Origin of the sequence: Micromonospora sp. NPDC005174 (genome assembly GCF_040608495.1) — a bacterium.
In the GTDB taxonomy this organism is placed as follows: domain Bacteria; phylum Actinomycetota; class Actinomycetes; order Mycobacteriales; family Micromonosporaceae; genus Micromonospora.
Map to the genome: position 1 here is coordinate 161,228 of NZ_JBEXIJ010000006.1, position 22,877 is coordinate 184,104.

A 22,877-nucleotide genomic window follows, 5' to 3' on the forward strand; every position below is an offset into this window, starting at 1 on the left:
ACCATGCAGGTTCTCTACACCGCGTCCGCGACCGCCACCGGTGACGGCCGCGACGGCCACGTCGAGACCTCCGACGGCACGTTCGCCCTGGACCTGGCGTCGCCGAAGGAGCTGGGTGGCGCGGGTGGCGCCGCCAACCCGGAGCAGCTCTTCGCCGCCGGCTACGCGGCCTGCTTCCACAGCGCCCTGCGCATCGTCGGCCGCCGCGCCAAGGCCGACGTGACCGGCTCCGTCGTCTCCGCCGAGGTCGGCATCGGTCCCAACGGCAGCGGTGGCTTCGGGCTCACCGCGCAGCTCGTCGTCGACCTGCCGGCCGTTCCTCGGGAGACCGCCGAGCAGCTCGTCGAGCAGGCTCACCAGGTCTGCCCGTACTCGAACGCCACCCGCGGCAACATCGACGTCGCGCTGACCGTCCGCGAGACCCTGGCCGCCTGACCGGCGCGGACCCCGCCCCCATCCGCGTACGAGAGGACGACCACCCCATGACCAGCAATCGCGAGATCCACCTGGCCCGCCGCCCCGAAGGCTGGCCCACCGAGGACACCTTCCGGCTCGTCGAGACCGACGTCCCGACGCCCGGACCGGGCCAGATCGTGGTCCGCAACCAGTACGTCTCCGTCGACCCGTACATGCGGGGACGGATGAACGACGTCAAGTCGTACGTGCCGCCGTTCGCGCTCGACGCCCCGCTCGACGGGGCCGCCGTCGGCGAGGTGGTGGCCAGCGAGTCACCCGACATCTCCGTGGGCGACACCGTCCTGCACGGGCTCGGCTGGCGGGAGTACGCGCTGCTCGACGCCAACCGTGCGCGCACGGTCGACGCGAGCATCGCCCCGGCCAGCGCGTACCTGAGCGTGCTCGGCATGCCCGGCCTGACCGCGTACGCCGGCCTGCTGGAGGTCGCCGCCCTGAAGCCCGGCGAGACGGTCTTCGTCTCCGCCGCGGCCGGCTCGGTCGGCAGCCTGGTGGGCCAGATCGCCAAGCTCAAGGGCGCGGGCCGGGTCATCGGCAGCGCCGGCTCGGCCGCAAAGGTCGAGCGGCTCCGGGCGCTCGGCTTCGACGCCGCGTTCGACTACCACGACGGGCCGGTCCGCGACTCGTTGCGCACGGCTGCTCCGGACGGCATCGACGTGTACTTCGACAACGTCGGCGGCGACCACCTGGAGGCGGCGATCTCGGCCATGAACCTGCACGGCCGGGTCGCGATCTGCGGCATGATCGCGCAGTACAACGCCACCGAGCCGCCGGCCGCGCCGCGCAACCTGGCGCTGGTCATCGGCAAGCGGCTCACCCTGCGCGGGTTCCTGGTCAACGACCACAACGACGTGCGCGCGACGTTTGTCCAGGACGTGGCCGGCTGGCTGCGCGAGGGCAAGCTGTCGTACGACGAGACGGTCGTCGACGGCATCGAGAACGCCCCGGCGGCGTTCCTGGGCCTGCTGCGCGGCGAGAACCTGGGCAAGATGCTCGTCCGGGTGTGACGTGGACGTCCTGCGCGGCGGTCGGCCCCTCGGGTCGGCCGCCGCGCCGCACGCGGAGGATAGGGTGACGGCATGACGGTGGCGGTGCGGGTGATCCCCTGTCTCGACGTGGACGCCGGGCGGGTGGTCAAGGGGGTCAACTTCCTCGACCTGCGTGACGCCGGCGACCCGGTCGAGCTGGCCGCCGCGTACGACCGGGCCGGTGCCGACGAGTTGACCTTCCTCGACGTCACCGCGTCCTCCAGCGACCGGGGCACCATGCTCGACGTGGTGCGCCGCACCGCCGAGTCGGTCTTCATCCCGCTGACCGTCGGGGGCGGGGTCCGGCAGGTCGGCGACGTCGACACGCTGCTGCGCGCCGGGGCCGACAAGGTCGGCGTGAACACCGCCGCCATCGCGCGGCCGGAGCTGATCGCCGAGATCGCCGACCGGTTCGGCCGGCAGGTGCTCGTGCTCTCCCTCGACGTACGCCGTGCACCGGCCGGCGTCACGCCCAGCGGGTTCGAGGTCACCACCCACGGTGGCCGGCGTGGCACCGGCATCGACGCGGTCGGCTGGGCCCGGCAGGTCGCCGAGCTGGGCGCGGGGGAGATCCTGCTCAACTCGATGGACGCCGACGGCACCAAGGCGGGCTTCGACCTGGAACTGATCGGCGCGGTGCGGGCCGTGGTGGACGTGCCGGTCGTCGCCAGCGGCGGGGCCGGCGAGGTGGCGCACTTCCCGCCCGCCATCGGCGCCGGGGCCGACGCGGTCCTCGCGGCCAGTGTCTTCCACTTCGGCGAGTTGACCGTCGGCGAGGTCAAGGACGCCCTGCGCCGCAGCGGCCACCCGGTCCGCTAGCCGGCTCATCGCGCGACGTCCTTCTGCTCGGTCAGACGCCCAGTTCGGTCGAACGTCGACCCTCGCGCATGCGGTCACCCTTGTCGTCGATGCCCCGCCAACCACAACCTGCGGTCGGGTTGACCACTGGGACGAACGGCGGGGTCGGGCCCGGGAGACATCCCGCGACGCGTTGCCAGCTATGTTCGGTCAGACCTCGGCACGGGCGGCATCTCCGGCAGGCCGAGTCTCGCCTGCGCATACTCGAACATCGCCCGCTGATGCTCAGCCGCAAGACGTGGCAGGTCCCGGACGGGTGTGTTGTGCAGGACTGCGGCGTCAAAGCCGAAGTGAACTCGGACCACCTTTCGGCCCTTGCTCAGGCGCTGTTTCGGGACCACGTCCCAGGTGTAGAACGGGTAGGTCTCCAGATCGGGCACGCCGGATCCGGCCCACCATGCCCGCCAGGCGCGATCAGCGTCGATCGCCGCTTCCAGTTCGTAGGACACGGCGTCGAACTCATCACGTTCGGCTTTCACGTCGTACATGTGCCCGCACATGTACCAGTTCCACCACTTGCCGTCGTCGGCGACGCCGGCCTCGGCTCCGGGGCCGCCGCCAGCGAGCGGCATGTCGAAGTCCAGGTCCTCGTCCCACTCCAGACCCGTGGCGCGTCGGAACGCCGCCGGCACTACTTCCAACAGCTCCTCGGCATCTGCCACATGCCAGCGCCCCGACATGGCGTCGGGATCGGCGCAGACCGCCTGCCACGAGCGCTGGCCGGCGGCGACGACGGCGAGTCTGGCGTACAGAAAGACGTCGTCGGACATGGGCAGCGCGGGCGTTGCGGCCGGCTCTGACACGTCCCAGACCGCTTGCGACTGGTGGCGCGCGCTGGTGAGTGCGCGCACTGCCTCCACGAGATCGTCGGCGAACTGCCGCACGTCGGCCTCTCCGGCCGAACCAAGGGACTCGACGAGACGCCCGCATCCCTCCGGGCTCGCCGCGTCGTCGAGCAGGTCGATGTACGACCAAAACTTCTCAGAGATCAACGGAGCTCCTTCTGCTGCGGACGCACTGAAGCCTAGTCGGCACCAAGCCGTGCCGCTCCTGCCGTCGGCGTACGGCAAGAGCAGCACGGCGTTGAGTGTTAGCTGGTCATCGCGGTCCAAGCCGCAGCGGTCGCCATCTGGGCGTGCGCACTCATCGGCAGCTGTTGTACTGGCCCGGTGGGCAGTGTCCGTGTCGCCAGTAATACGCCTCGATGTATCCGGCTTCCAGGGTCCGGGCTGTGAACCAGCCGCGGACGCGGTTCTTCACCTGGTATCGGCACCTCGCCCTCATGCTGGTCTGGCAGCTGCCGATCTGGCCGGATGGCCGTGACATACCAACCCGCGAGATCCCGTACTTCCAGGTACGCCAACTGCCGCGCTTGAAGTAGGAGATTTGGTAGACGATGTACTTCGTCAGGCGGAACCGCTTGACGCTCGGAGCCTTGATGTGGGGCCACGGAATGCTCCGTATGGCAGGAGCGACGCCACAGCCCTTGATGACGCAACGAGCGACGGCGTAGACGATTGCGATGATCAATATGTAGACGATGATCTCCGACGCCGCAGCGGCAATGGCAGCGACAGCACAAGGAGGACATTTGCCAGACAGGTCGGTCTCGTTGGCCGGGTCTGCGCAGACGTAGTCGTACGGGTTGCAGCTGCCGCCCTGGACCGGGTCTGTTTGCAGAAATCTGCCGAGTGAGGGGCTGTAGAGGCGGATACCCATGAGGATCACGCCGCCGAGTGCCTCGGCGGAGCGTTGCTTGCCGCCCAGCCATCCGTAACGCTGGTCGGCTTGACCGGCGAGTGGGGCGCCGAACTCCTCATAGTCAAAGAGCTCCGGCTCGGCCAGCGCGGTGTCGATCGTCACCGAGAGGTCTCCGTGCAGGTTGGTCAGCGCGAGTCGAACATCTCCCGTACCGGAGGTGACGGCAGCCAGGTCGCCGTCCGGTCCCGCGACGTTGCGGGCCACAGCTCCGCTCGCGGCGTCCTCAGTGATCCACCGGGGTTCGTCCGAGTCGTTGGCGTAGTGATTGACCTTGGTCGAAGACGTGGTCCAGGTCCCGTCCACCTGCGTCTCCGCGGTGAACACGCGGAACCGTTGCATCGGGTCCAGTGTCCAGGCCTGACGGGCGTCGCCGACCTGCTGCTTCTGCACGAGGTCAGTGACGTAGTAGGTGTTGGCGACGCCATCCGCGGTCGCGGTCGTACGGCCGAAGGCGTCGTAGACATAGCCCGCGTCGGTCAGCCGGTCAGCGGTGTCGTAGTCGTGTGTGATCTGCTCGGTTGGCGTGCTCTCATCGCACGTTCCATCGGTCGTCGGGGCGAACCGGGCGTTGCTTTTCCGGTTGGCCCGGTTGTCGTAGGCGTAAGTCCGGGTGACGCAGCCGTCGGTCATCTGACTGTCGTGCTGGACCCGGTTCAGCCGGCCCAGGCGGTCGTAGCGGTAGCTCTTGTTGCCGCCGGTGTAGTTGTGGGAGGACCACTGCCCGGAGCTGTTCTCGACCACAGATTCCGCGTAGATGACCGTGCCGTCGGAGTCTCGGGTGTAGGTGCGCTCGGTCGCTTCGAGGTTGGCGTTCTGCCGGTCGGTGCGGGTGATCCCGCCCGGGTACTTCATCTGGGTGAGATGCCCGTCCGGAGAGTACGCGGCGGAGAAGGTTCCCGCGATGCTGTCGGTGATGCTGGTGGCCATGCCGCGCGGTTCCGCCGCGCGGTCGTAGGTGTAGATGGTGGAGCCGGTCGGGTCGGCGACTTTCAGCAGCTTGCCGATCCGGTCGAACTCGGTGGTGGTGACACCGCCGTCGGCGTCGGTGTAGCTCACCGGGCGGCCGAGGGCGTCGTAGTCCCGGACGATGGATGAGGTGCCCATCGTGCTGGTGGTGATCATTCCGGTGGTCGGGCTGTAGCCGGTGGTGACCGTGTCGACGGCGACGCCCTGCGACGCCGTCACCGTCTTGCCGATGGAACGACCGGCCGTGTCGTAGTCGGTGACAATGGTGCGGCTCTCGGTGCCGACCGTCTCGGTGTACGTGGCAGGGCCGCCGAAGGTGTCATACGAGGCAACGCGGCGGTCAGGCAGGGCGGACGTCATCCGGACCGGATCGTGGCCCGTGACCGCGCCGACCGCTCTGACGAGACACTCGTTGCCCGCCCACTCCGGCCGGTTGCCGCATGCGCTGTCCTGACTGTTGACACTGGCGGTGTAGTAGATGGTCTCCTCGGCCCGCGCGTCGGTGCCTGTGGAGTCGACGCCGATGGTCTTGACCACCCGTCCGGCGGTGTCGTAGACGGTGGTGGTGGTCAGGTTCACCCCGCCGGTGACGGCGTCGTTGATCCGCGTGGTGGGCTTGTGCAGCGTCCAGCCGGAAGCACCGCCGGCCACATTGTCGTAGCCGTTGCGGGCGATCTGGATGTCCGCGTCGGCATAGCCGACGATTTGGACACCCTTCTTCTCAGTGGTGGCGAGGTGGTAGTTCGCCCCGTCGGGCTTGTTCTCGTCGTAGGTGGTCGTCAGGTGGTGCCGACCGATGACCGTGGCGCCGGCAGGGATCGCCGCCAGCGGTCCGGTCCCATCCGGATCGGACGCACCGTCCTTCAGCACCACGGTTGAGGTCGGCCCAAGGGTGTCGGTCAGATCCATTCCGTCGGTGCTGTAGGTCCGCACAGTCGAGAGGGCGAGGGCCCGGCTCGCCGTGTCCGAGGCTGCGAGACCGAGCTCGTCCAGGTAGGTGGCGGCACCGGGAAAGGTGCCCAGTGCCAACTCCCGGTTGGCGGCCTCCAGCGTTCGGACCGGGTTACCGAACCGGTCGTACTCCTGGGTGTCGATGTGGTTGCCAGGGGTGGCGGTGTTGGTCTCCTTGCCGCCAGTTCCGAGGTAGTGCACGAGAGCGTAGGGATAGCCATTGGTGCCGGGCGAGGCCGGCGTGGCGCTGTTGCGGGTCGGGTTGTCCTCGGGACCGAAGATGGCGGTCGCGTCGGTCGGCAGGTCGACCTGCCCCCAGGTGGCGATCGCCGCCGCGTTCATGTCGTGTGGGCCGCCGGTGCTCTTGGTCAGCGGAACGTTGTACACGACATTCGCAGCGGTCTCACCGTCAACGATGGTCTTCGACCCTTGCTGTAGGCCCGCTCTGCGTATCCGCAGCAGCCTTCCGGCGTTCTCGTCGCCGGCCAGGTCGGTGACCTGATCAGCGGTGAGGGCCTTTCCGTAGACACGGACGTCGTCGATCTCGCCGTCCCAGATGTTGCTGGCGGCGCCAGCCCATTTGGCTCGGCCGATCGCGTAATTGCCGGTGGCGTTCCAGCCGCCGGTCGCCGCGGTAGCGCTCTGCGGCACGCCGTCGACGTAGAGCTTCATCGTGCCGCTGGCGGTGTCGTACACGCCGGCCAAATGGGTCCACCTACCGGCAACCGGCGCGGTGTTGGAAGTTGCCCGGACCGGGGTGGCGCTCGTGCTGTCCGAGGTCACCCGCGAGAAGGCCCACCGGTCGTCGGCGGCGACGTAGTTGAGGAACAAGCCACTGGTACTCGTGCCGTCCTTGGACACGGCTGTCCGGTTTACGGACTTGTCCTTGATCCGGACCCAGGCCGCGACGGTGTAGGACGACGTGTTCGACAGGGCGGCGCCGGCGACGCTGATCTGCTGCCCGGTACCGCCGGTGAAGGTCGCCGCCCGGTCAGCCGGATTGTCCGGGGCGTTGCCCGGGCCCCAGCCGACCCCGCTGGCCATTGTCCCGTTACGTCCGCTGCCAGACGAGTCGGACACTGTGGTGCCGGAGGCCGTGTCGAGGTCCCACCGCAGGGCGGCCGAGTCGACATCCGGGTTGCCGTAGTCGAAACTCCACGGCAGTTGGCCGGGCGGGGTGAGCTTGGTGACTCGGCCGCCGGTGTACCCGTAGCTGGTCTTGAGGGCCGGGCTGACCCGCGGGTCCCACACCTCCCGGAGCTGGCCCTGGTTGTCGTAGGCGTACCTGGCCACGGTCGTGGCCGTGGTCGCGGAGGTCGCTGGATTCCACGCCCAGAGCTTCACCGCGGATACCCGGTCGGTGTAGTCGCCGAAAACCGTCTCACTCAGGCCGGACGTGGGGGCGGTGGCGTACTCGTATTCGAGGACCTCACAGCCGCGGGCGGGCGTCGCCGCGACGCAGTTGTTCGCGTCGTCCACGCCGGGCTCGACGGGGTTGATGACCTTCTTGAGCAACAGCCGTTTACCGCTGGTGTCGTAGATGAGCCGCGTGGTGGTGCCGGCGTCGCCGTTCCAACTCGACGTCGCTGCCCACACCCCGCCCTGGGAGGTGAACTCGGTGATGCCGCCGTCGGGGTCCAGAAGCCGGTAGGCGGTACTGCTGACCTTCTTCAGGGTCAACACCTCGGCACCTGGTTCCGGGGTGAAACTCACTCCGTCGGAGTTCTTCGCAAAGGTGAGCCAGCTGCCGTCGGCCGTGGTCACCTCCACCAGCGAGGGCTCGGGAAAATCGAGGGTGGTGTAGGCGACGTCGGAGACACCGCCGGTCGCGCCACCGGTCCACGAAGGGCCGAACGGGGCGACAATCTCGGTGGAGGAAAGGTTGTCCCAGTAGACCTTTCGTCCTGAGCCGCCCTGCATGCCGTTGTAGAGGCGGAAGAACGCCTCGGTCGCGCCGGCTGGCACGGTCATGTCGACGGACAGTTCCTGCCAGCCGTCGGTGTACCCGGCCATGGCCGATGTGACCTCGGTGTACGTGCTGCCGACCTTGTAGAAGCCAACGATCCGAAGGCCGCGCTGGGAGTACGCGGGCAGCAGACCGGTGGAGCCGGGCACGTAGATCCACCCGGTCATCCGGTAGGTCCGCCCGGCGGTCATTCCCAGTCGCAGCGCTCCGCCGTCGCCCCCGACTGCGACATAGGTGTCGTTGCTCGTAGTGGTAACCGGAGTGATCTCCAGCGAGTCCAGCGGCGTCGCCTCACCCTGCCCGCGCGCGGTGGAGCGGATCGCGGAGGAGGTCGACGGGACGGTGAAGCCGGACAGGTCGGTCGAGATTTGCTGCTGGTTTCCGTCCAGCACCTCGACCATCCGCTGGTAGCCGTCGGCCGGGGTCCGTGACGTCGAAGAGCGGGAGACCGAGAGACCCAACTGGTCGACGTCGGTGGAAGACAGCGAGTAGTCGCCGGTGAGAAGGTTCGCCGATCCGGGACCGACGTCGTCGCGTGCGCCCCCGTTCCCGCTGGAATCGACACTCACCCGCACCCAGGGCACCGTGAAGGCGGGGGTGGTGCCGGTGGCGGTATAGAGCTGTGCGCGCACCTCGACCACGCCGCCGATCAGACCGAGGGTGTCGGTGGCGTTCCAGATCGCGTACCCGCCCAGCGCAGACAGTGTCGCCGGGCTTGCGGCGGTGGCGGTGATGGGCGCCCCGGTGGCGGAGGTCAGGTTCACCGACGGCACAGGCAGGGTCGCGGCGCCGGGGCCACGGCGGTACTCGTAGTAGGCCCGGGTGTAGCCGGTGACGGGCGTTGTGATCTCGAGCTTGGTGCGTTTGACGATGGTGGCGCCGGGCAGCGGCTGGGCCAGCGCGGCGTTGCCGGCATCGAAGACGTACAGGTTTGGGCTGGACAGGTTGCCGGCCGAGTCTTTGGCCTGCACGGTCAGGGTGCGGTGGCCGTCGCGAGGGCTGAAGGTGACCGTCTTGGTACCGGCGGCGGCGACGGTCGTCGCGGTGCTGTCGTAGTCGAACCTGTAGACAAAAGCGGCGAGGTCCGTGGTGCCTGACGCCGGGGCGAAGGTGAACGTGTCGGACTGACCTGCCCCACCGTGCGGCTGTCCATCGTTGAGGTAGAGCGCTGCAGAGACGAACGGTACGCCCGGCTTTGTGGTGTCTGCCGTAAGCGAAGTCCAGGCCGACCAAGCACCGTAGGCGTACGGGTCCTTGGCCCGGACCTGCCACTCGTACTGTGTGGTGTTGGCCAGATCGACCGGCACCTGCCAGGAGGCGGTCGAGCCGTTGGTCCAGGCCGTGGTGCCGGAGAGCAGCCCGGAGGAGGAGACGGTGGCCAGGGTGGTCTTGTTGCGGATCACGAACTCGGCCTGGAGGCTCTGCCCCGCGTTGGCGTCGGCCAGCTTGGCCGACAGGGTGGGGCGCAACGAGGACGTCCTGGCGCCGGAGCCGCAGGCGGTGTAGCAGGGCGCGACTGCGAGGGTAGACGGCGTCGACGGCGCACTGTTGTAGGTGATTGAGACCAGCGGCGGGTGGGTGCCCTCCGCGGAGTCGAACCGCTTCCAGCCGGCGGTCGTGGTCTCGGACGTGGCCCGCAGCAACACGCTCGCGCTACTCGCATTGGTATCCGCGGCATATTGCAGGGCTCCACCGACCTCGATGTAGACGTACCCGGCACCGCAAGATGAACTGTAACCGCGGGTCTCGGTGGAGGTACCGACCTTGGCACGCGCGACCGGCTGGCCCGTCCAGCGCACCGTTGAGTCGACGTAGTCGGTACGCCAGGCCTCCCAGCCGGCAGCGGTACACGACCAGGAGTGGTAGTTCCACAGCCGCAACTTCGCCGACGTGACTCGGCTACCGGCGAAGCCGGTGGTGTTGAATCGCAGATACGACCGGGCCGTCCGGGACCCGCCGTCGTTGGAGTAGCCGAGCTTCAGGTCTGCCGAGCCGGACTGGTCACTGACGTAGTCGTTCTGAACGAACGCGTCGAACGACGGCGACAGCGACGTGGGCGGATCGATGGTCACTGGGAAGGCCAGGTCTTTCCGAGCAAGGAAGTCCGCGTCGGGGGTCAGCTCCATCACGGCTTGCCCACCTCGGGCGACCGTCCGTAGGCCGACGGGAGCGGTATTGACGTGGTCGCCGGACTGCGGCGACACCTCGCTGTCCCACATCAACGGCGTCTGTGCCTGGCCCACCTGGCGCCCCTTGCTGTTTTTCAGCACCAATCCGCCCATGCCGTCCCCGACCGCCCTCAGCTTGCCCGTCCGCAGCGGCAACGTCAGCTTCCGCACCTGCGTCAGGCCGGTCCGATCCTTGACGACGAAGTGCTGCTCGTAGCCGGTCGCGTGCGCCCGGAAGACCAGGTCCACCCCGGGCCGCACATCCGGGTACGTGATCGTCCGGTCCACAAGCACGGGCTCCGGCAGCGGCCCCGACCACGCCAGACCCGTCCGGTCCGCGCCGACGCCAACAGACACGACCTCGTGCTCCCCGGGGGAGGAGGTGGCGCCGGCGAATGAGAGAGCACGCGGATGCACCTTCGGCGCCACCGACCCATCAGCACGCCGATCGAGGGTAAGGTCAACTGGGAACCATTTTTCGCCCTGTCGCACCCGCACCGGAGCGAGAGACTGCTCCTCGGTCAGCGTGCCGTCCGGGTTCGCGAACAGCTGCGTGGACTCGGTACGCCGATTGGCCACCTCCACCCGGGACCCACACAGCCGGGCCGCGACCGCGGCGGACACCTCGTCGACGCGGTCCTCAGAGCACTTCGGGTTCGCTGCGGGCTTGGGCGCCGCGACCGCAGCGGCGGCTCGCAGCGGCTGAGCGGGTACATCTGACATGGTGGTGATGAGAACCACCGCCATCAGAATCGCCAGCCGTCGTGCCCAGCCGACAAACCCGACACCCGTCAGAGAAATGAATACGCGTGATCGCCACCGATGCGTCGGCACAGCGTCCTCCCCCATGTGAAGCCTCCCTGCGAGGCGGACGGAGCGTACAGTCGCGCCTACGGTGAGTGCTAGACATTGACAGAGGCGAGATCAAGAACTAGCGGGCGAGCCGCTGCCGCCCCAATTGCACGAATGATGCGAGCCGGTATTGTCGGATTTGCACGCGATCCTCCGTCACGCGCAGGCCAAGGAACTGGGGCAGGGACGCCAGCCACCGTCGTGCATGGATTCGGCGTATCCCGGCTGCGAACACCAAGGCTCATGCGGGTTGGCTTTCTCACAACCAAGCCTCCGGCTGGGGCGACGATGCCGGCCTAGGGACCTGAACCCTTAGAAGGCGAGATGCGTTGATTCCACCCATATCGATTCGCCGCCGGACGATCCTTGGACTCGGCTTCGCTACCGCGATCAGCCTTGCCGGCTGCCGGGAGGAGCCGCCCGCCGCGCGGGGCGACTCCCGGGAGCGCGCCCTCACCCAGCCTTGCCTCAACGCATGACACAAACGGCCTATGCTTGATCTGGTATCAGCGCCATTCGGCAATCCGTGCGGGAGACCACATGAGCCGTGACTTCCTGACCACCGCTACCTGGTGCAAGAGCAGCCGCAGCCTGAACGCAAATGCCCAGTGCGTCGAAGTCGCTCTGAATAGGCACGCCGTCGGCATCCGTGACTCCAAAGACCCGTCCGGCCCCTCCCTGGTCGCGACCGCCGCGGCGTGGACGGCTTTCCTCGGCGGGGTCAAGGACGCGAAACTGCGGCCCTGATTCGTCCTACACGACTCATACCAAGGTCATTCGTCGTCGTGTCTTGCCCGGAAGATCGGGGACGCGGCGGCTGGTGAACCGCTGGCGCGCGGTGACGGTGGACCGAGATGGTACGCGTCGTTCGCCACGAGGTTCCCGAACGCTCCCGCCCATGCCCAGCACCGTGCGCGGGTGCCGCAGATCGGGCATCGCCCGTGCCGCTGTTCATGCTCGGCCAGAATCCGCCACCAGCGGTCCGGTAGTTCGGCGGCGGGTGCACTCACCGGGCTCCACGCATGTTCGCGCGAATCGCCGCGACCGAGACCTCTGCTTCGAAGCACCACCCTCCGGCACAATCCGGTACGGGGCCAGAGCACGTGTGCCCTCGCATCCGCACCATGCCGCCGACCGCCTGTTGGTCCACGACCACCGCCCACACCAGCTCGTCGCGGTTGGTGGGATTGGGGGTGATCTCCCATGCCAGCAGGTGAAGCAGGGTGCCCGCAGGTACATGAAGGCTGTCGGTCATGCTCGGCTCCCGGGGGCAGGAGTGACATCACCCAAGACGGCAGAGAGTTTCCGGTGGAGACCCGCTGTGTCAGGTGGGCTGACACGTCGAGCATGGCCGATATGCTGCCCACACGGCAGGCGTGCGTCGTGTGCACACGCTCCTGCACACGCTAGGAGCCGACCATGGACGCTTTCGGGAGGCTGCTCCGGCAGCATCGGGAGAGCGCCGGACTGTCCCTGCGACAGCTCGGTGCCATCATCCATTTCCAGTACAGCCACATCGGCCAGGTGGAGCGCGGTGACCGCCGCCCAACCGAGGCCCTGGCCACGGCCTGCGACCGGGCCCTAGACGCCGACGGGGCGCTCGTCGAGGCGTACCGGAGTGAGCGGGTCGGTGCCTTCGACCTGCACCGACGCACCATGTTGCGGGCCATGACGGCGTTGGCCGCCGCCCCCGCCGTCGCGCCCCTGGCGGGGTTGGAGGCTCTTCGCCACGGCCTCGGCGACGCGGCGACTGCCGACCATGACGAGTGGGAGCAGATCGCGGTCGACTACGGTCACGGCTACTACCGGCAACCCCGTCCCGCGTTGATGGCCCAGCTGACGGCCGATCTGACGGTGCTGCAGCACCAGATCGCCGCTGACCCCGGTGCGCGTCGTCCTGGTCTCCTGCAGGCTGCCGCACGCCTGTCCGTCGTCGTCGCGCTGAGCCTTGTCGCCTCGGGCCAGATCGTGATGGGTCGGCGTTGGTGGCAGACGGCCCGTCGGGTCGCCGACCAATCCGGGGACACCGAAACCGGGGTGTTGGTGCGGGCGTGGGACGTGGTGAACGGTTGCTACGACGGACGTCCACCATCGGCGGTCGTCGCCCTGTCCGACGACGTGCTGCCGCTGCTGGGTCGACAGGCCACGTCGGCGGTGTGCGGGCTGCTCGCCGGCCGGGCCCAGGCACTCTCGTTGGCCGGACGGCATGCGGAGGCGGTGGTGACGGTGCGGCAACTCGTCGACGTCGCTCAGCGGTTGCCAGTTGCAGTTGTGAGCGATGTGGAGTCGCTGTGGGGATGGCCGGAGCATCGGGTCCACCACACCGAATCGTGGGTCTACACGCACGCGTGCCGGCTCGGCGACGCTGAAGTCGCGCAGCGGCAGGCCCTCGGCCTCTATCCGGCGTCGCAGGCGCGGCTACGTGCGCAGGTGCAATTGCACCAGGCTGCCGGGCTGATCCGTGGCGGGCACATTCCCGACGGATTGCGGCACGCCGCCGACGCACTCGACGCGCTGCCGGCTCACCTGCACAACCACTCGCTGCGTTCGGTGGCCGCTCAGGCCATGGATGCGGTCCCTGCGGTGGAACGATCCCGGCCCGCGTTCACTGATCTCGCCGACCGAGTTCGGGCTTAGGCTCCTGGGCCCATGCCTGCGACGTACACCGTGCACACTCCCGAATCGGCCACGGCCGTGTTCGCGGCGCTGGTGCGTCTGTACGCGGTGGTCTACGCGGAGCCGCCGTACGCAGAGGGGCCGGATCAGGTGGCCGCGTTCGCCGCCGCGCTGCCCGCCGAGCCGAGGCGCCCTGGGTTCGCCCTCGTCGTGGCGCACGACGCGGGCGACCTGGTCGGTGCGGCGTACGGGTGGACGATGACAGCTGGCCGGTGGTGAACGCGGGCCGATGTCGAACCGCCTGCCGATCTGCGGGCTGCCGACAAGTTCGCGGTGATGGAGTGGGTAGTGCATCCCGTCCGGCGGGGTGAGGGCATCGGCGCGGAACTCATCCGCCGGCTCCTCGACGGGCGGCCCGAACCGTGGGCGACCCTCGCGTCCAACCCTTCCGCATCGGCGCGCGCGATCTACCAGCGCGCGGGTTGGCGCCAGGTCGGTGGATCGACGATGCCGGACGGCACACCCACGCACCTGCTCGCCCTGCCGTTACCCGTTGCGCCGGCCCGGCGTCGCTGACCCCCGCCCGCGCGCAACGGCGCGGCTTCATGGTTGCAATCTTGGACAGTTTCCGTTAGAAGCGGACGGAAATTGTCCAAGATCTGCATTGGGCTGGGCGTCAGTGGCCGCCGGAGTGGCCCTCGGGGGAGCGGCGCGGCGTGGGGATCGAGCGGACCGCGTACTCCTGCACGGCCGCCGCGTGGTCGGCCTCCTCGAGGATCCAGTCGGCGCTGCCGGGCGCGTGCCGGCGGCTCAGCACCCCCTGCACGGTGTCTACCATGGTGGCGACGCCGGCCCGGGGGCGGCTGCGCCAGAGCTGCTCACCCTCGGCGGTGATGCGGAACCACCCGTCGGCGACGGTGACCAGGCCCGCGCCGACCAGCCGCTGGACCGCGGCCTCCACCTCGTGTCGTTCGGGAATCGCGTGGTTGAGGTGATCGGCGGTGGACAGCACGTCGGTCAGACGGACGCCCTCCGGGCGGCGGCTGGTCGCGGACCGTCGGTGTCGTCCGGCGCCGCTCGCGATGACCAACGACACGAAGATCCAGGCGTCGCTCCAGCGCCAACCGTTCTCCCCCATGCAGTGATGATGACGGCGAGCGACGCGGAAGGGAACACCCACCCTCCAACGAGCCCACTTCCACCAGCGCGGCGTGCCGGTCCGTGAACGGTCGGTGAACGTTCAGGCGGCCGGGGCGCGCGACGGGTCACCGGTAGTGACCGCCGACTCGTCGTCAGCGTCGGCCTCGGCCGGAGGCACCGCCACGAGCGGGATGAAGAACTGCGCCAGCGGACCGATCGCCAGCGCGTACGCGACGGTGCCCACGCCGACCGTGCCGCCGAGCAGCCATCCCAGCGCGAGCACGGTGACCTCGATGACGGTACGCACCAGTCGCACCGAGAAGCGGGGATGACGGGCGACGAAGCCGGTCATCAGCCCGTCACGTGGGCCCGGACCCAGGCGGGCGCCGAGGTAGAGCGCGGTGGCGGCGCCGTTGGCGACGATCCCGGTGATCAACAGGACGATGCGGACGCCGAGGGGACCACCGGCGGGCAGCAGGGCCAGAGTGCCGTCCACCACGAGGCCGACCACCAGCACGTTGCTGACGGTGCCGAGGCCGGGCCGCTGTCGCAGCGGGATCCACAGCAGCAGCACCAGGGCGCCGACGCCGATGGTGACCGTGCCGAAGGAGAGCCCGGTCAGTCTGGACAACCCCTGGTGGAAGACGTCCCACGGGTCGAGGCCCAGGCCGGAGCGGACCATCAGGGCCATGCTCACCCCGTAGAGGACGAGGCCGGCGTAGAGCTGGCTGAGCCGTCGGACCGGCCGCTCCCGGAGATTGCCAATCAGTGCCATGCATGCCACCCTAGGTGCCAATCCTCCCGGAGGAAGAAGCCAATATCCGAGGAGTGGCCATGAGCGGTCAGGTTCGAGGGGTCCAATTAGCGCGGCTGCTGGGGCAGTGGCACGCGCTCCCGGGCCGTCGCCGTAGTCCCGACTACGCCGCCCTCGCCGGTGCGGTGCGCGGTCTGCTCGCCGACGCCCGGCTCCCCCTGGGCGTCCGCCTGCCGGCGGAACGCGAGCTGGCCGAGGCGCTGCGGATCAGCCGTACCACTGTCACCGCCGCGTACCGGGAACTGCGCGAGACCGGCCACCTGGCCAGCCGCCGGGGCGCCGGCAGTTGGACGATGCTGCCCGGCAACCACCGGGTCGCCAGCACCGGCCTGTGGACCCCGCTCGACGACCGGGACATGATCGACCTCGGCGTCGCCGCCCTGGCCGCCCCGCCCCAGCTGCTCGGGGCCGCCCGGGCCGCCGCCGAGGACCTGCCCCGCTACCTGGGCGGCGCCGGTTACCACCCGACGGGCATCGCCGAGCTGCGCGAGGCGGTGGCCGACGGCTACACCGCGCGGGGCCTGCCCACCTCGGCCGACCAGATCATGGTCACCAGCGGCACGCAGCACGCCCTGGACCTGGTGCTGCGTCTCGCCCTGGCCCCCGGCGGGAGCGTACTGGTCGAGTCACCCACCTACCCCAACGCGCTCGCCGCGCTGGCCGGGCGGCGGGCCCGGATCACCACATACGGGCTGTCCGCGGACGCCGGCGGTTGGGAGTCGGACCTGCTGCTGGGCAGCCTGCGGCAGACCCGGCCCAAGTTGGCGTACCTGATCCCGGAGTTCCAGAACCCGACCGGACACCTGATGCCCGCCGCGTTGCGCGAGCGGGTGGTCGCCGCCGCCCACGCCGTGGGCACCGACCTGATCGTCGACGAGTCCTTCGTGGACCTTCCGCTGGACGGAGCCGAGCTGCCCCCGCCCACGGCCACGTTCGACAGGCACTCCCGGGTGGTCAGCATCGGGGGGATGAGCAAGCCGTACTGGGGTGGCCTGCGGATCGGCTGGGTACGCGCCTCCGCGCCGCAGGTGCAGCGGCTGGCCGCCGTGCGGGTCGGCGTGGACATGTCCAGCCCGGTGCTCGACCAGTTGGTCGCGGTACGCCTGCTCGCCGACGCGGCAGCCATCGTCGCCGACCGCCGGGCGCAGCTCGCCGCCCAGCGCGACGCGTTGCTCGACGCGCTGGCGCACCGACTCCCGGACTGGCGGGTGACAGTGCCACGCGGCGGTGTGACCCTCTGGGCGGAGCTGGACGGCCCGGTCTCCAGCGCGCTCGCCCGGGCCGCCGAGGAGGTCGGCGTCCGTCTCGCGCCCGGCCCCCGGTTCGGTCTGGACGGCACCCTGGAACGCTTCCTGCGGCTGCCGTTCACCCTGCCGGCCGCCGAGCTGGTGGAGGCCGTGGAGCGCATCGCCACGGTCCGCTACGACCTGGACCGCAGCGGCCGGCAGCGATGGCCGGAGCCGTCGGTCATCGCCTGAACACCGGCGGACAGCCGATCGAGACGCCGATGGCCCCACACCCGAGCGGGTGCGGGGCCACCGGCGGTCCGTTGCTACAGCTCGGCGAGGGTGCCGGCGTACATCTTGTCGATCTCGGCGGCGAAGTTGCTCTCCACGCCCCGCCGCTTGATCTTCAGTGACGGAGTGATCTCGCCGTCCTCGATGGTCAGGTCACGCGGCAGGATCGCTACCTTCTTGATCGTCTCCCAGCGGTTCAGCTTGGCGTTGAGCTGGGCGACGTACTCCTCGACCATCGCCTGCGCCTCCGGCGAGGCGACGATCTCGGTGTAGTCGCGGCCCTCCAGCGGACCGCCGGCCACCCAGCCCCGAATGGCGTCCGGGTCGAGCGTGACGAGCATCGTGCAGAAGTTGCGGGCCTGCCCGACCACGACCGCCTGCGAGGTGTACGGGCAGATGGCCTTGAACATCCCCTCGATGTGCGACGGCGCGATGTACTTGCCGCCCGAGGTCTTGACCAGGTCCTTCTTGCGGTCGGTGATCCGCAGGTATCCCTGCTCGTCGAGCGTGCCGATGTCGCCGGTGCGCAAGAAGCCGTCCTCGGTGAAGGCGGCGGCGGTCTCCTCGGGCAGGTTGTGGTAGCCACGCATCACCGGCCGACCGCGGACCAGGATCTCGCCGTCGGTGTCGATCCGACACTCCAGGTCGCCCATCGCCTGCCCGACGGTGCCGATCCGCAGACCGGCGGGCGGATTCACGAAGTTGCCGGCGCTGGTCTCGGTGAGGCCGTAGCCCTCCGAGATGGGCAGGTTGGCGGCGGCGAAGAAGGTGGCGATCTCCGGGCTGAGCGGCGCGGCGCCGGAGACCAGCACCCGCATCCGACCACCGAGGCGGGCCTGGAGCTTGCTGAACACCAGCTTCTCGGCCAGCCCGTAGCGTAGCTTCACCCCCGCCGGCACCGGCTTACCGGCCTGCTCCAGCGCGACCTTCTCCTTGCCGACCTGGACACCCCAGGCGAAGATCTTCGCCTTCGCGCCGCCGGCGCCCTGCGCGGTTGTCACCGCCCGGTTGTAGACCTTCTCGAAGACCCGGGGAGCGCCGCACATCAGCGTCGGTCGGATCACCGCGAGCAGGTCGACCAGCCTCTCCACCCGCCCGTCGACGTAGGTCGGCAGGCCGACGTGGATCGCGCCGCAGAGCAGCGTCTTGCCGAACGAGTGCGCCAGCGGCAACCACAGATATTGCAGGTCGTCGTCGCGCAGCAAACCGACGTCGGCCTGCGCCACCGCCTCCCAGCACCAGCCGCCGTGCAGCAGCTCGACACCCTTGGGCTGGCCGGTGGTGCCGGAGGTGTAGATCAGGGTGGCCAGGTGGTCGGGACCGATGCCGCCGACGAGCATGTCGATCAGGTCGGGCTCGGCGGCCAGCGCCCGGGTGCCCCGCTCTTCCAGCTCGGTGAGGGTGAGCTGGGGGATCGCGGCGTTCGGGTCGGGGGTGCCGTCGAAGAGCACCACGTGGGTCAACGCCGGCAGGTCCGCGCCCGCGATCTTGGCGGCCTGCGCCGGGTTCTCGGCGAAGAGCACCCGCGAGGCGGAGTCGGCGATGATGTACGTCGCGTCCGCCGGCTCGGTGGTCGGGTAGACGGTGGTGGTCGCCCCGCCTGCGCACATGATGCCGAGATCGGCGACAACCCAGTCCAGCCGGGTGTTGGCGAGGATCGCGACCGGGTTCTCCTGGCCCACGCCGAGCGCGTGCAGGCCGGCGGCGACGGCCTTGGCGCGCTGGCCGACCTGCTCCCAGGTCAGCCAGTCGGGCCCCGAGTCGTCAGGGGTAGGGGACGCGAACGCGTGCCGGTCGGGGGTGGCCGCCACGCGCTTGAGGAACATGTCCGGGATGGAGCGGTACGGTACATCGAGAGCCATCGCTGTAGCCGCCTTCGGGGGTGGTGGCGTGACGGTCGTCACGTCATAGTGGTTACCGAAGAGTATTGCCTGATACCGGGCATCGGCTAGTGCCGGTGATCGTCCGGCGACCCCGTCGCGCCGACCGGCGCGATTGATCAGGCGTAGCGGGCGGCCACGACTGACCAGTCGTAGGTGGCCCGGACCCAGTTGCGCCGCGCGGCCAACGGCGAGCGCAACGCCTCGACACCGCTGGCCAGCAAGCCCTCCTCGGCCGCCAGGTACGCCGCCAACCCCCGGTTGAAACGGTCCGCCGCCGCCCGCAGCGCGTCCGCCTCGTCGAGGCCGCCCTCCTGGGCGATGACCGTCACCAGGTTGTGCGCGTCCGGGTCGGACCGGCTCTCCTTGCCGTACGAGAAGAGGTCGTTGCACCAGCAGACCAGGTCCACGGCCAGCAGGTCCAGGGCGGTCAGCGCCGGATCGGTCCGCCGGTACGGTCCGAGCGGCTGCTCCGACGCGAGGTCGGTCAGGGTGAGACAGGGGTGTACGCCGCCGATGTGTCGACGTAGTTGGACGTACTCCGTCACCCCGGGCACCCGCCGGCGTTCCCGGTTGGTGGCCTCCCAGAGCAGCGCGAGCAGATACTGGCGTACCTGGCTGACGAACCGCAGCAGCATCGGCGCCCGGCCCTCGGCCCGGGTCCGGCGGCACAGGTCGTGCAGCGCGACGCCCAGCGGGCCGGCCTCCGGCGGCAGCAGGGCGCCCGGGGCGCCAGCCCGGTCCAGCACGTCGAGCAGGGCGGCGATGACCGGTGCGAGCCGCTCCGGATCGGCCCCGAGACCGTCCTCGTCGCAGGCGTCGTCCATGACGAAGAGCCAGGAGATCAGATCGGTGAGGAGCCGAAGGCCCCGCACCGGCCCGTCCGGGCAGGCTCGGCCCGCCAGACCGGCGGCGTCCGCCCGTTGCAGTCGATGAATTTGACCGGAGTTGACCAGCCCGAAAGCGCGCGCCCACTCGACGCTTTCGTTGGCTACCCGATCCGTGGACTTGTGGCGCCCCGCCGTGAAGGAGGGTTCCCGTAGCGCCGAGATTGCGAAACTTCGCATTCGTGTGCCCCCACATCGTGCCGCCCCGGCGCGGAACGGCGCGCTGAAGCGTACGGGAGGAGGTATCGGCGCGCATCGCTGGGACTGGGGCATTCGTCCCGCTTGCTGTGACCGATTAAGTGCAGTAAGTCACATGCCCAGGTTGGCGTTGCGCAACTGTCGAGCGGACGACACCGAGCCGTCCAGCTGGACCCGGGCCACCCGCTGGCGTCCGGAGAGGAACAGGGTCAACTCGGCCGGGGCGCCCACCATTCGCAGCCGTTCGCCGCCCCGGCCGACGGAGACCTCGCCGTACCCGGGCGCCTGGACGTAGAGGTCCGCCGGGAAGCGTCGCAGCGTCAGCCGGGCCATCGGGGCGGCCCGCTTCCACAGGGTGGCCTGCAGGTCGCGGGACAGCTCGCGGGGCTGCCATCCCGGGACGGCCCGCCGCACGTCCTCGTGGTGGATGAAGAACTCCATCGTGTTGACCAGCTCGTCGGTCAACGGGTTGCTGATCGGGCTCCACAGCGGCGGCCGACGTACCTGCGCCACCAGCTCCGGGTAGGGACCGGCGGCGAGCCGGCGGCGGACCCGCTCGGCGTACCCCCGCAGTGGCGCCAGCATGATCCCGGCGGCCGCGTCCAGACGGCGCTCGCGCAGCACCAGGTGCGCGGCCAGGTCGCGGGTCGCCCAGCCCTCGTTGATCGTCGGTGCGTCGGGCCCGAGGGCCAGGAGGAGATCGGCCAGCGCCTCGCGCTCGGCTCGGGCGTACCGCGACATGGGCCGATCGTAGGCCCGGACCTTCGAAGCCGCGCGCCGAGCGGGACCGGGTCGTTCCGTGGCGCCCGGACGCCCGGTACGTGATGGTCGACATATCCCGTCCGGGTCGGCAGTGCCGGCCCGCAACGGTAAGGATGAGGTAGATAATTGTGGCTTACGGCGGGGGAGAGCGTGGCGAGCAGGACAAGCCGGGACGTGCTCGGCAGAGGGCTGGGGGTTCTGCGGCAGGCGATCCGGGAACAGCCACGGATCTTCACGGTCGCCGTCGTCGGCAGCGTGCTGTTCGGCTCGATGGTCATCGTCAGCGCGTACGTGGTGGGTGCGGTCGTCGGCGACGTGGTCGTGCCGGCGGTCGCGCGCGGCGAGGTCGGCGTCGGCGCCCTGACGCTGGCGGCGGTCGCGCTGTTCGGGATCAGCGTGCTGCGGGTGGTCGGCATCTTCGGCCGTCGGCTCGGTGCCGGCTACATGCAGTACCGGCTCCAGGCCGCCTACCGTCGCCGGGTCACCCGCCGCTACCTGGACCTGCCGCTGTCGTGGCACCACCGCAACGCCACCGGCACGCTGCTGTCGAACGCCAACTCCGACGTGGAGGCGGCCTGGTATCCGATCGCCCCGCTGCCCTTCGCGGTCGGCACGCTGGTGATGCTGGTCGGCGCGATCATCTCGCTGTTCGTCACCGACTGGGCTCTCGCCCTCGTCGGCCTTGCCGTGTTTCCCGCGCTGTTCGCGCTCAACGTGGTCTACTCCCGCCGGATGGCGCCCCGCCAGGCCCGCGCGCAGCGGTTGCGCGCCGAGGTCAGCGGCATCGCGCACGAGAGCTTCGACGGCGCGCTGGTGGTCAAGACGATGGGCCGCGAGGCGCAGGAGACGACCCGGTTCGCCGGCCGCGCCGGTGAGCTGCGCGACGCCCTGATCGCGGTCGGCCGGCTGCGGGGCGTCTTCGACCCGCTGCTGGAGACGCTGCCCAGCCTCGGCATCCTGGCCGTCCTGGTGGTCGGCGCGTTCCGGCTGCGCCAGGGCGCGATCAGCGTCACCGAGTTGGTCAGCGTGGCCTTCCTCTTCACCGTGCTGGCCTTTCCGGTGCGGGCGATCGGCTGGGTGCTGGCCGAGCTGCCGCGCAGCGTCGCCGGCTGGGACCGGGTGCGCCGGGTGCTCGACGCCACCGGCGAGATGCCGTACGGCCAGCGGGTACTCGACCCGGCCACCCCCGGCCCGGCCACCCTCACGTTCACCGACGTGCACTTCTCCTACCCGCCGGCCGAGGCCCACCAGCCCGGTGCGCAGGTGCTCGGGGACGTCGCCTTCACCGTCCCGGCCGGCCGCACTGTCGCCCTGGTCGGGCCGACCGGCGCGGGGAAGTCCACCATCGCCTCGCTGGCCGTACGCCTGGTCGACCCGGACTCGGGCACCGTCGCGCTGGACGGCGTGGACGTCCGCGACCTGACCGCCGCCTCGCTGGCCGGCACCGTCGCGCTCGTGGCGCAGGTGCCGTTCGTCTTCGACGACACCGTACGGGCCAACATCGCCCTGGACCGGGACGGCATCGGGGACGAGGACGTGTGGGCGGCGCTGCGCCTGGCCGAGGCGGACGGGTTCGTCGCGGCGCTGCCCGACGGGCTGGACACGATGGTCGGCGAGCGGGGCACCTCGCTCTCCGGCGGGCAGCGGCAGCGGCTCACGCTGGCCCGCGCGCTCGCCGGGCGGCCGCGCCTGCTGGTGCTCGACGACGCGACGAGCGCCGTCGACCCCCGCGTGGAGGCGGCCATCCTCGCCGGGCTGCGCGCGTCGGCCGGCGAGCCGGGGGTGCCCGCCGCGTCGATCCTGGTGGTGGCGTACCGCCGGGCCACCATCGCCCTCGCCGACGAGGTCATCTACGTGGAGCAGGGGCGGGTGGTCGCGCGGGGCACGCACTCCGAGCTGCTGGCCACCGTGCCCGGGTACGTGGACCTGGTCACCGCCTACGAGCAGGCGGAGGTCGACCGCGCGCAGGAACGCGCGTACGACGACGAGGTGGCGCCGCTGCCGTCGGGCCTGGAGATCGAGGTGGACCATTGAGTACG

At 70.0% G+C, this 22,877-nt stretch carries 17 protein-coding genes; 9 read left to right on the top strand and 8 right to left on the bottom strand.

The window, feature by feature from the left end; all coding sequences use genetic code 11:
- The first annotated feature begins 3 nt into the window (after positions 1 to 3).
- The 3 genes from ABZU91_RS09900 (at position 4) to hisF (ending at position 2,321) form a co-directional block, all read left to right on the top strand.
- On the top strand, positions 4 to 435 hold the full coding sequence (locus ABZU91_RS09900) for an organic hydroperoxide resistance protein (RefSeq protein WP_355236719.1): 432 nt from the start codon (positions 4 to 6) through the stop codon (positions 433 to 435).
- 47 nt (positions 436 to 482) lie between these two features.
- A complete protein-coding gene (locus ABZU91_RS09905; RefSeq protein ID WP_355236722.1) occupies positions 483 to 1,481 on the top strand; it encodes an NADP-dependent oxidoreductase in 999 nt (332 codons plus the stop codon).
- A 72-nt stretch (positions 1,482 to 1,553) separates the two neighbouring features.
- The gene (gene hisF, locus ABZU91_RS09910) at positions 1,554 to 2,321 is read left to right on the top strand and encodes an imidazole glycerol phosphate synthase subunit HisF (protein ID WP_355236725.1); all 768 of its coding nucleotides are present in this window, start codon (positions 1,554 to 1,556) and stop codon (positions 2,319 to 2,321) included.
- A 179-nt stretch (positions 2,322 to 2,500) separates the two neighbouring features.
- Here the strand turns inward: hisF and ABZU91_RS09915 are convergent, their stop codons facing one another.
- Both ABZU91_RS09915 and ABZU91_RS09920 read right to left on the bottom strand, forming a co-directional pair.
- Positions 2,501 to 3,352 carry a DUF4240 domain-containing protein gene (locus ABZU91_RS09915; RefSeq protein WP_355236728.1) on the bottom strand — a complete coding sequence of 284 codons (852 nt, stop codon included), beginning with the start codon at positions 3,350 to 3,352 and terminating at the stop codon, positions 2,501 to 2,503.
- Between the two features lie 151 nt (positions 3,353 to 3,503).
- On the bottom strand, positions 3,504 to 10,895 hold the full coding sequence (locus ABZU91_RS09920; protein ID WP_355236731.1) for a LamG-like jellyroll fold domain-containing protein: 7,392 nt from the start codon (positions 10,893 to 10,895) through the stop codon (positions 3,504 to 3,506).
- A 669-nt stretch (positions 10,896 to 11,564) separates the two neighbouring features.
- Here ABZU91_RS09920 and ABZU91_RS09925 point away from each other — a divergent pair.
- Positions 11,565 to 11,771 (top strand): DUF397 domain-containing protein, encoded by a 207-nt coding sequence (locus ABZU91_RS09925; RefSeq protein WP_355236734.1) that lies wholly within the window; start codon positions 11,565 to 11,567, stop codon positions 11,769 to 11,771.
- Positions 11,772 to 12,030: 259 nt separating this feature from the next.
- On the opposite strand, the gene ABZU91_RS09930 is transcribed toward ABZU91_RS09925, so the two are convergent.
- Positions 12,031 to 12,279, bottom strand: coding sequence for a hypothetical protein (locus ABZU91_RS09930; RefSeq protein WP_355236737.1), 249 nt, complete (start codon positions 12,277 to 12,279; stop codon positions 12,031 to 12,033).
- Positions 12,280 to 12,443: 164 nt separating this feature from the next.
- On the opposite strand from ABZU91_RS09930, the gene ABZU91_RS09935 reads away from it, so the two are divergent.
- From ABZU91_RS09935 to ABZU91_RS09945, 3 genes are read left to right on the top strand one after another with little or no spacing between them, the layout of a single operon-like run.
- Positions 12,444 to 13,661, top strand: coding sequence for a helix-turn-helix transcriptional regulator (locus ABZU91_RS09935; RefSeq protein WP_355236740.1), 1,218 nt, complete (start codon positions 12,444 to 12,446; stop codon positions 13,659 to 13,661).
- A gap of 12 nt (positions 13,662 to 13,673) precedes the next feature.
- On the top strand, positions 13,674 to 13,919 hold the full coding sequence (locus ABZU91_RS09940; RefSeq protein ID WP_355236743.1) for a hypothetical protein: 246 nt from the start codon (positions 13,674 to 13,676) through the stop codon (positions 13,917 to 13,919).
- A 57-nt stretch (positions 13,920 to 13,976) separates the two neighbouring features.
- A complete protein-coding gene (locus ABZU91_RS09945) occupies positions 13,977 to 14,216 on the top strand; it encodes a GNAT family N-acetyltransferase (protein WP_355236746.1) in 240 nt (79 codons plus the stop codon).
- A 100-nt stretch (positions 14,217 to 14,316) separates the two neighbouring features.
- Here ABZU91_RS09945 and ABZU91_RS09950 read toward each other — a convergent pair whose 3' ends face one another.
- The gene (locus ABZU91_RS09950) at positions 14,317 to 14,778 is read right to left on the bottom strand and encodes a hypothetical protein (RefSeq protein WP_355049493.1); all 462 of its coding nucleotides are present in this window, start codon (positions 14,776 to 14,778) and stop codon (positions 14,317 to 14,319) included.
- A gap of 102 nt (positions 14,779 to 14,880) precedes the next feature.
- Positions 14,881 to 15,555, bottom strand: a complete 675-nt coding sequence (locus ABZU91_RS09955) for a hypothetical protein (protein ID WP_355236749.1) — start codon at positions 15,553 to 15,555, stop codon at positions 14,881 to 14,883.
- Between the two features lie 59 nt (positions 15,556 to 15,614).
- On the opposite strand from ABZU91_RS09955, the gene ABZU91_RS09960 reads away from it, so the two are divergent.
- Complete coding sequence (locus ABZU91_RS09960) at positions 15,615 to 17,072, top strand: PLP-dependent aminotransferase family protein (protein WP_355236752.1); 1,458 nt, start codon at positions 15,615 to 15,617, stop codon at positions 17,070 to 17,072.
- A gap of 74 nt (positions 17,073 to 17,146) precedes the next feature.
- Here the strand turns inward: ABZU91_RS09960 and ABZU91_RS09965 are convergent, their stop codons facing one another.
- The 3 genes from ABZU91_RS09965 to ABZU91_RS09975 form a co-directional block, all read right to left on the bottom strand.
- Positions 17,147 to 18,973: a long-chain fatty acid--CoA ligase gene (locus tag ABZU91_RS09965; RefSeq protein WP_355236755.1), complete on the bottom strand. Its 1,827-nt coding sequence runs from the start codon at positions 18,971 to 18,973 to the stop codon at positions 17,147 to 17,149.
- 137 nt (positions 18,974 to 19,110) lie between these two features.
- Positions 19,111 to 20,058 carry a terpene synthase gene (locus ABZU91_RS09970; protein WP_355236758.1) on the bottom strand — a complete coding sequence of 316 codons (948 nt, stop codon included), beginning with the start codon at positions 20,056 to 20,058 and terminating at the stop codon, positions 19,111 to 19,113.
- 129 nt (positions 20,059 to 20,187) lie between these two features.
- Positions 20,188 to 20,817 carry a TIGR03085 family metal-binding protein gene (locus tag ABZU91_RS09975; protein ID WP_355236761.1) on the bottom strand — a complete coding sequence of 210 codons (630 nt, stop codon included), beginning with the start codon at positions 20,815 to 20,817 and terminating at the stop codon, positions 20,188 to 20,190.
- A gap of 171 nt (positions 20,818 to 20,988) precedes the next feature.
- On the opposite strand from ABZU91_RS09975, the gene ABZU91_RS09980 reads away from it, so the two are divergent.
- Positions 20,989 to 22,872: an ABC transporter ATP-binding protein gene (locus ABZU91_RS09980; protein WP_355236764.1), complete on the top strand. Its 1,884-nt coding sequence runs from the start codon at positions 20,989 to 20,991 to the stop codon at positions 22,870 to 22,872.
- Positions 22,873 to 22,877 lie beyond the last annotated feature (5 nt).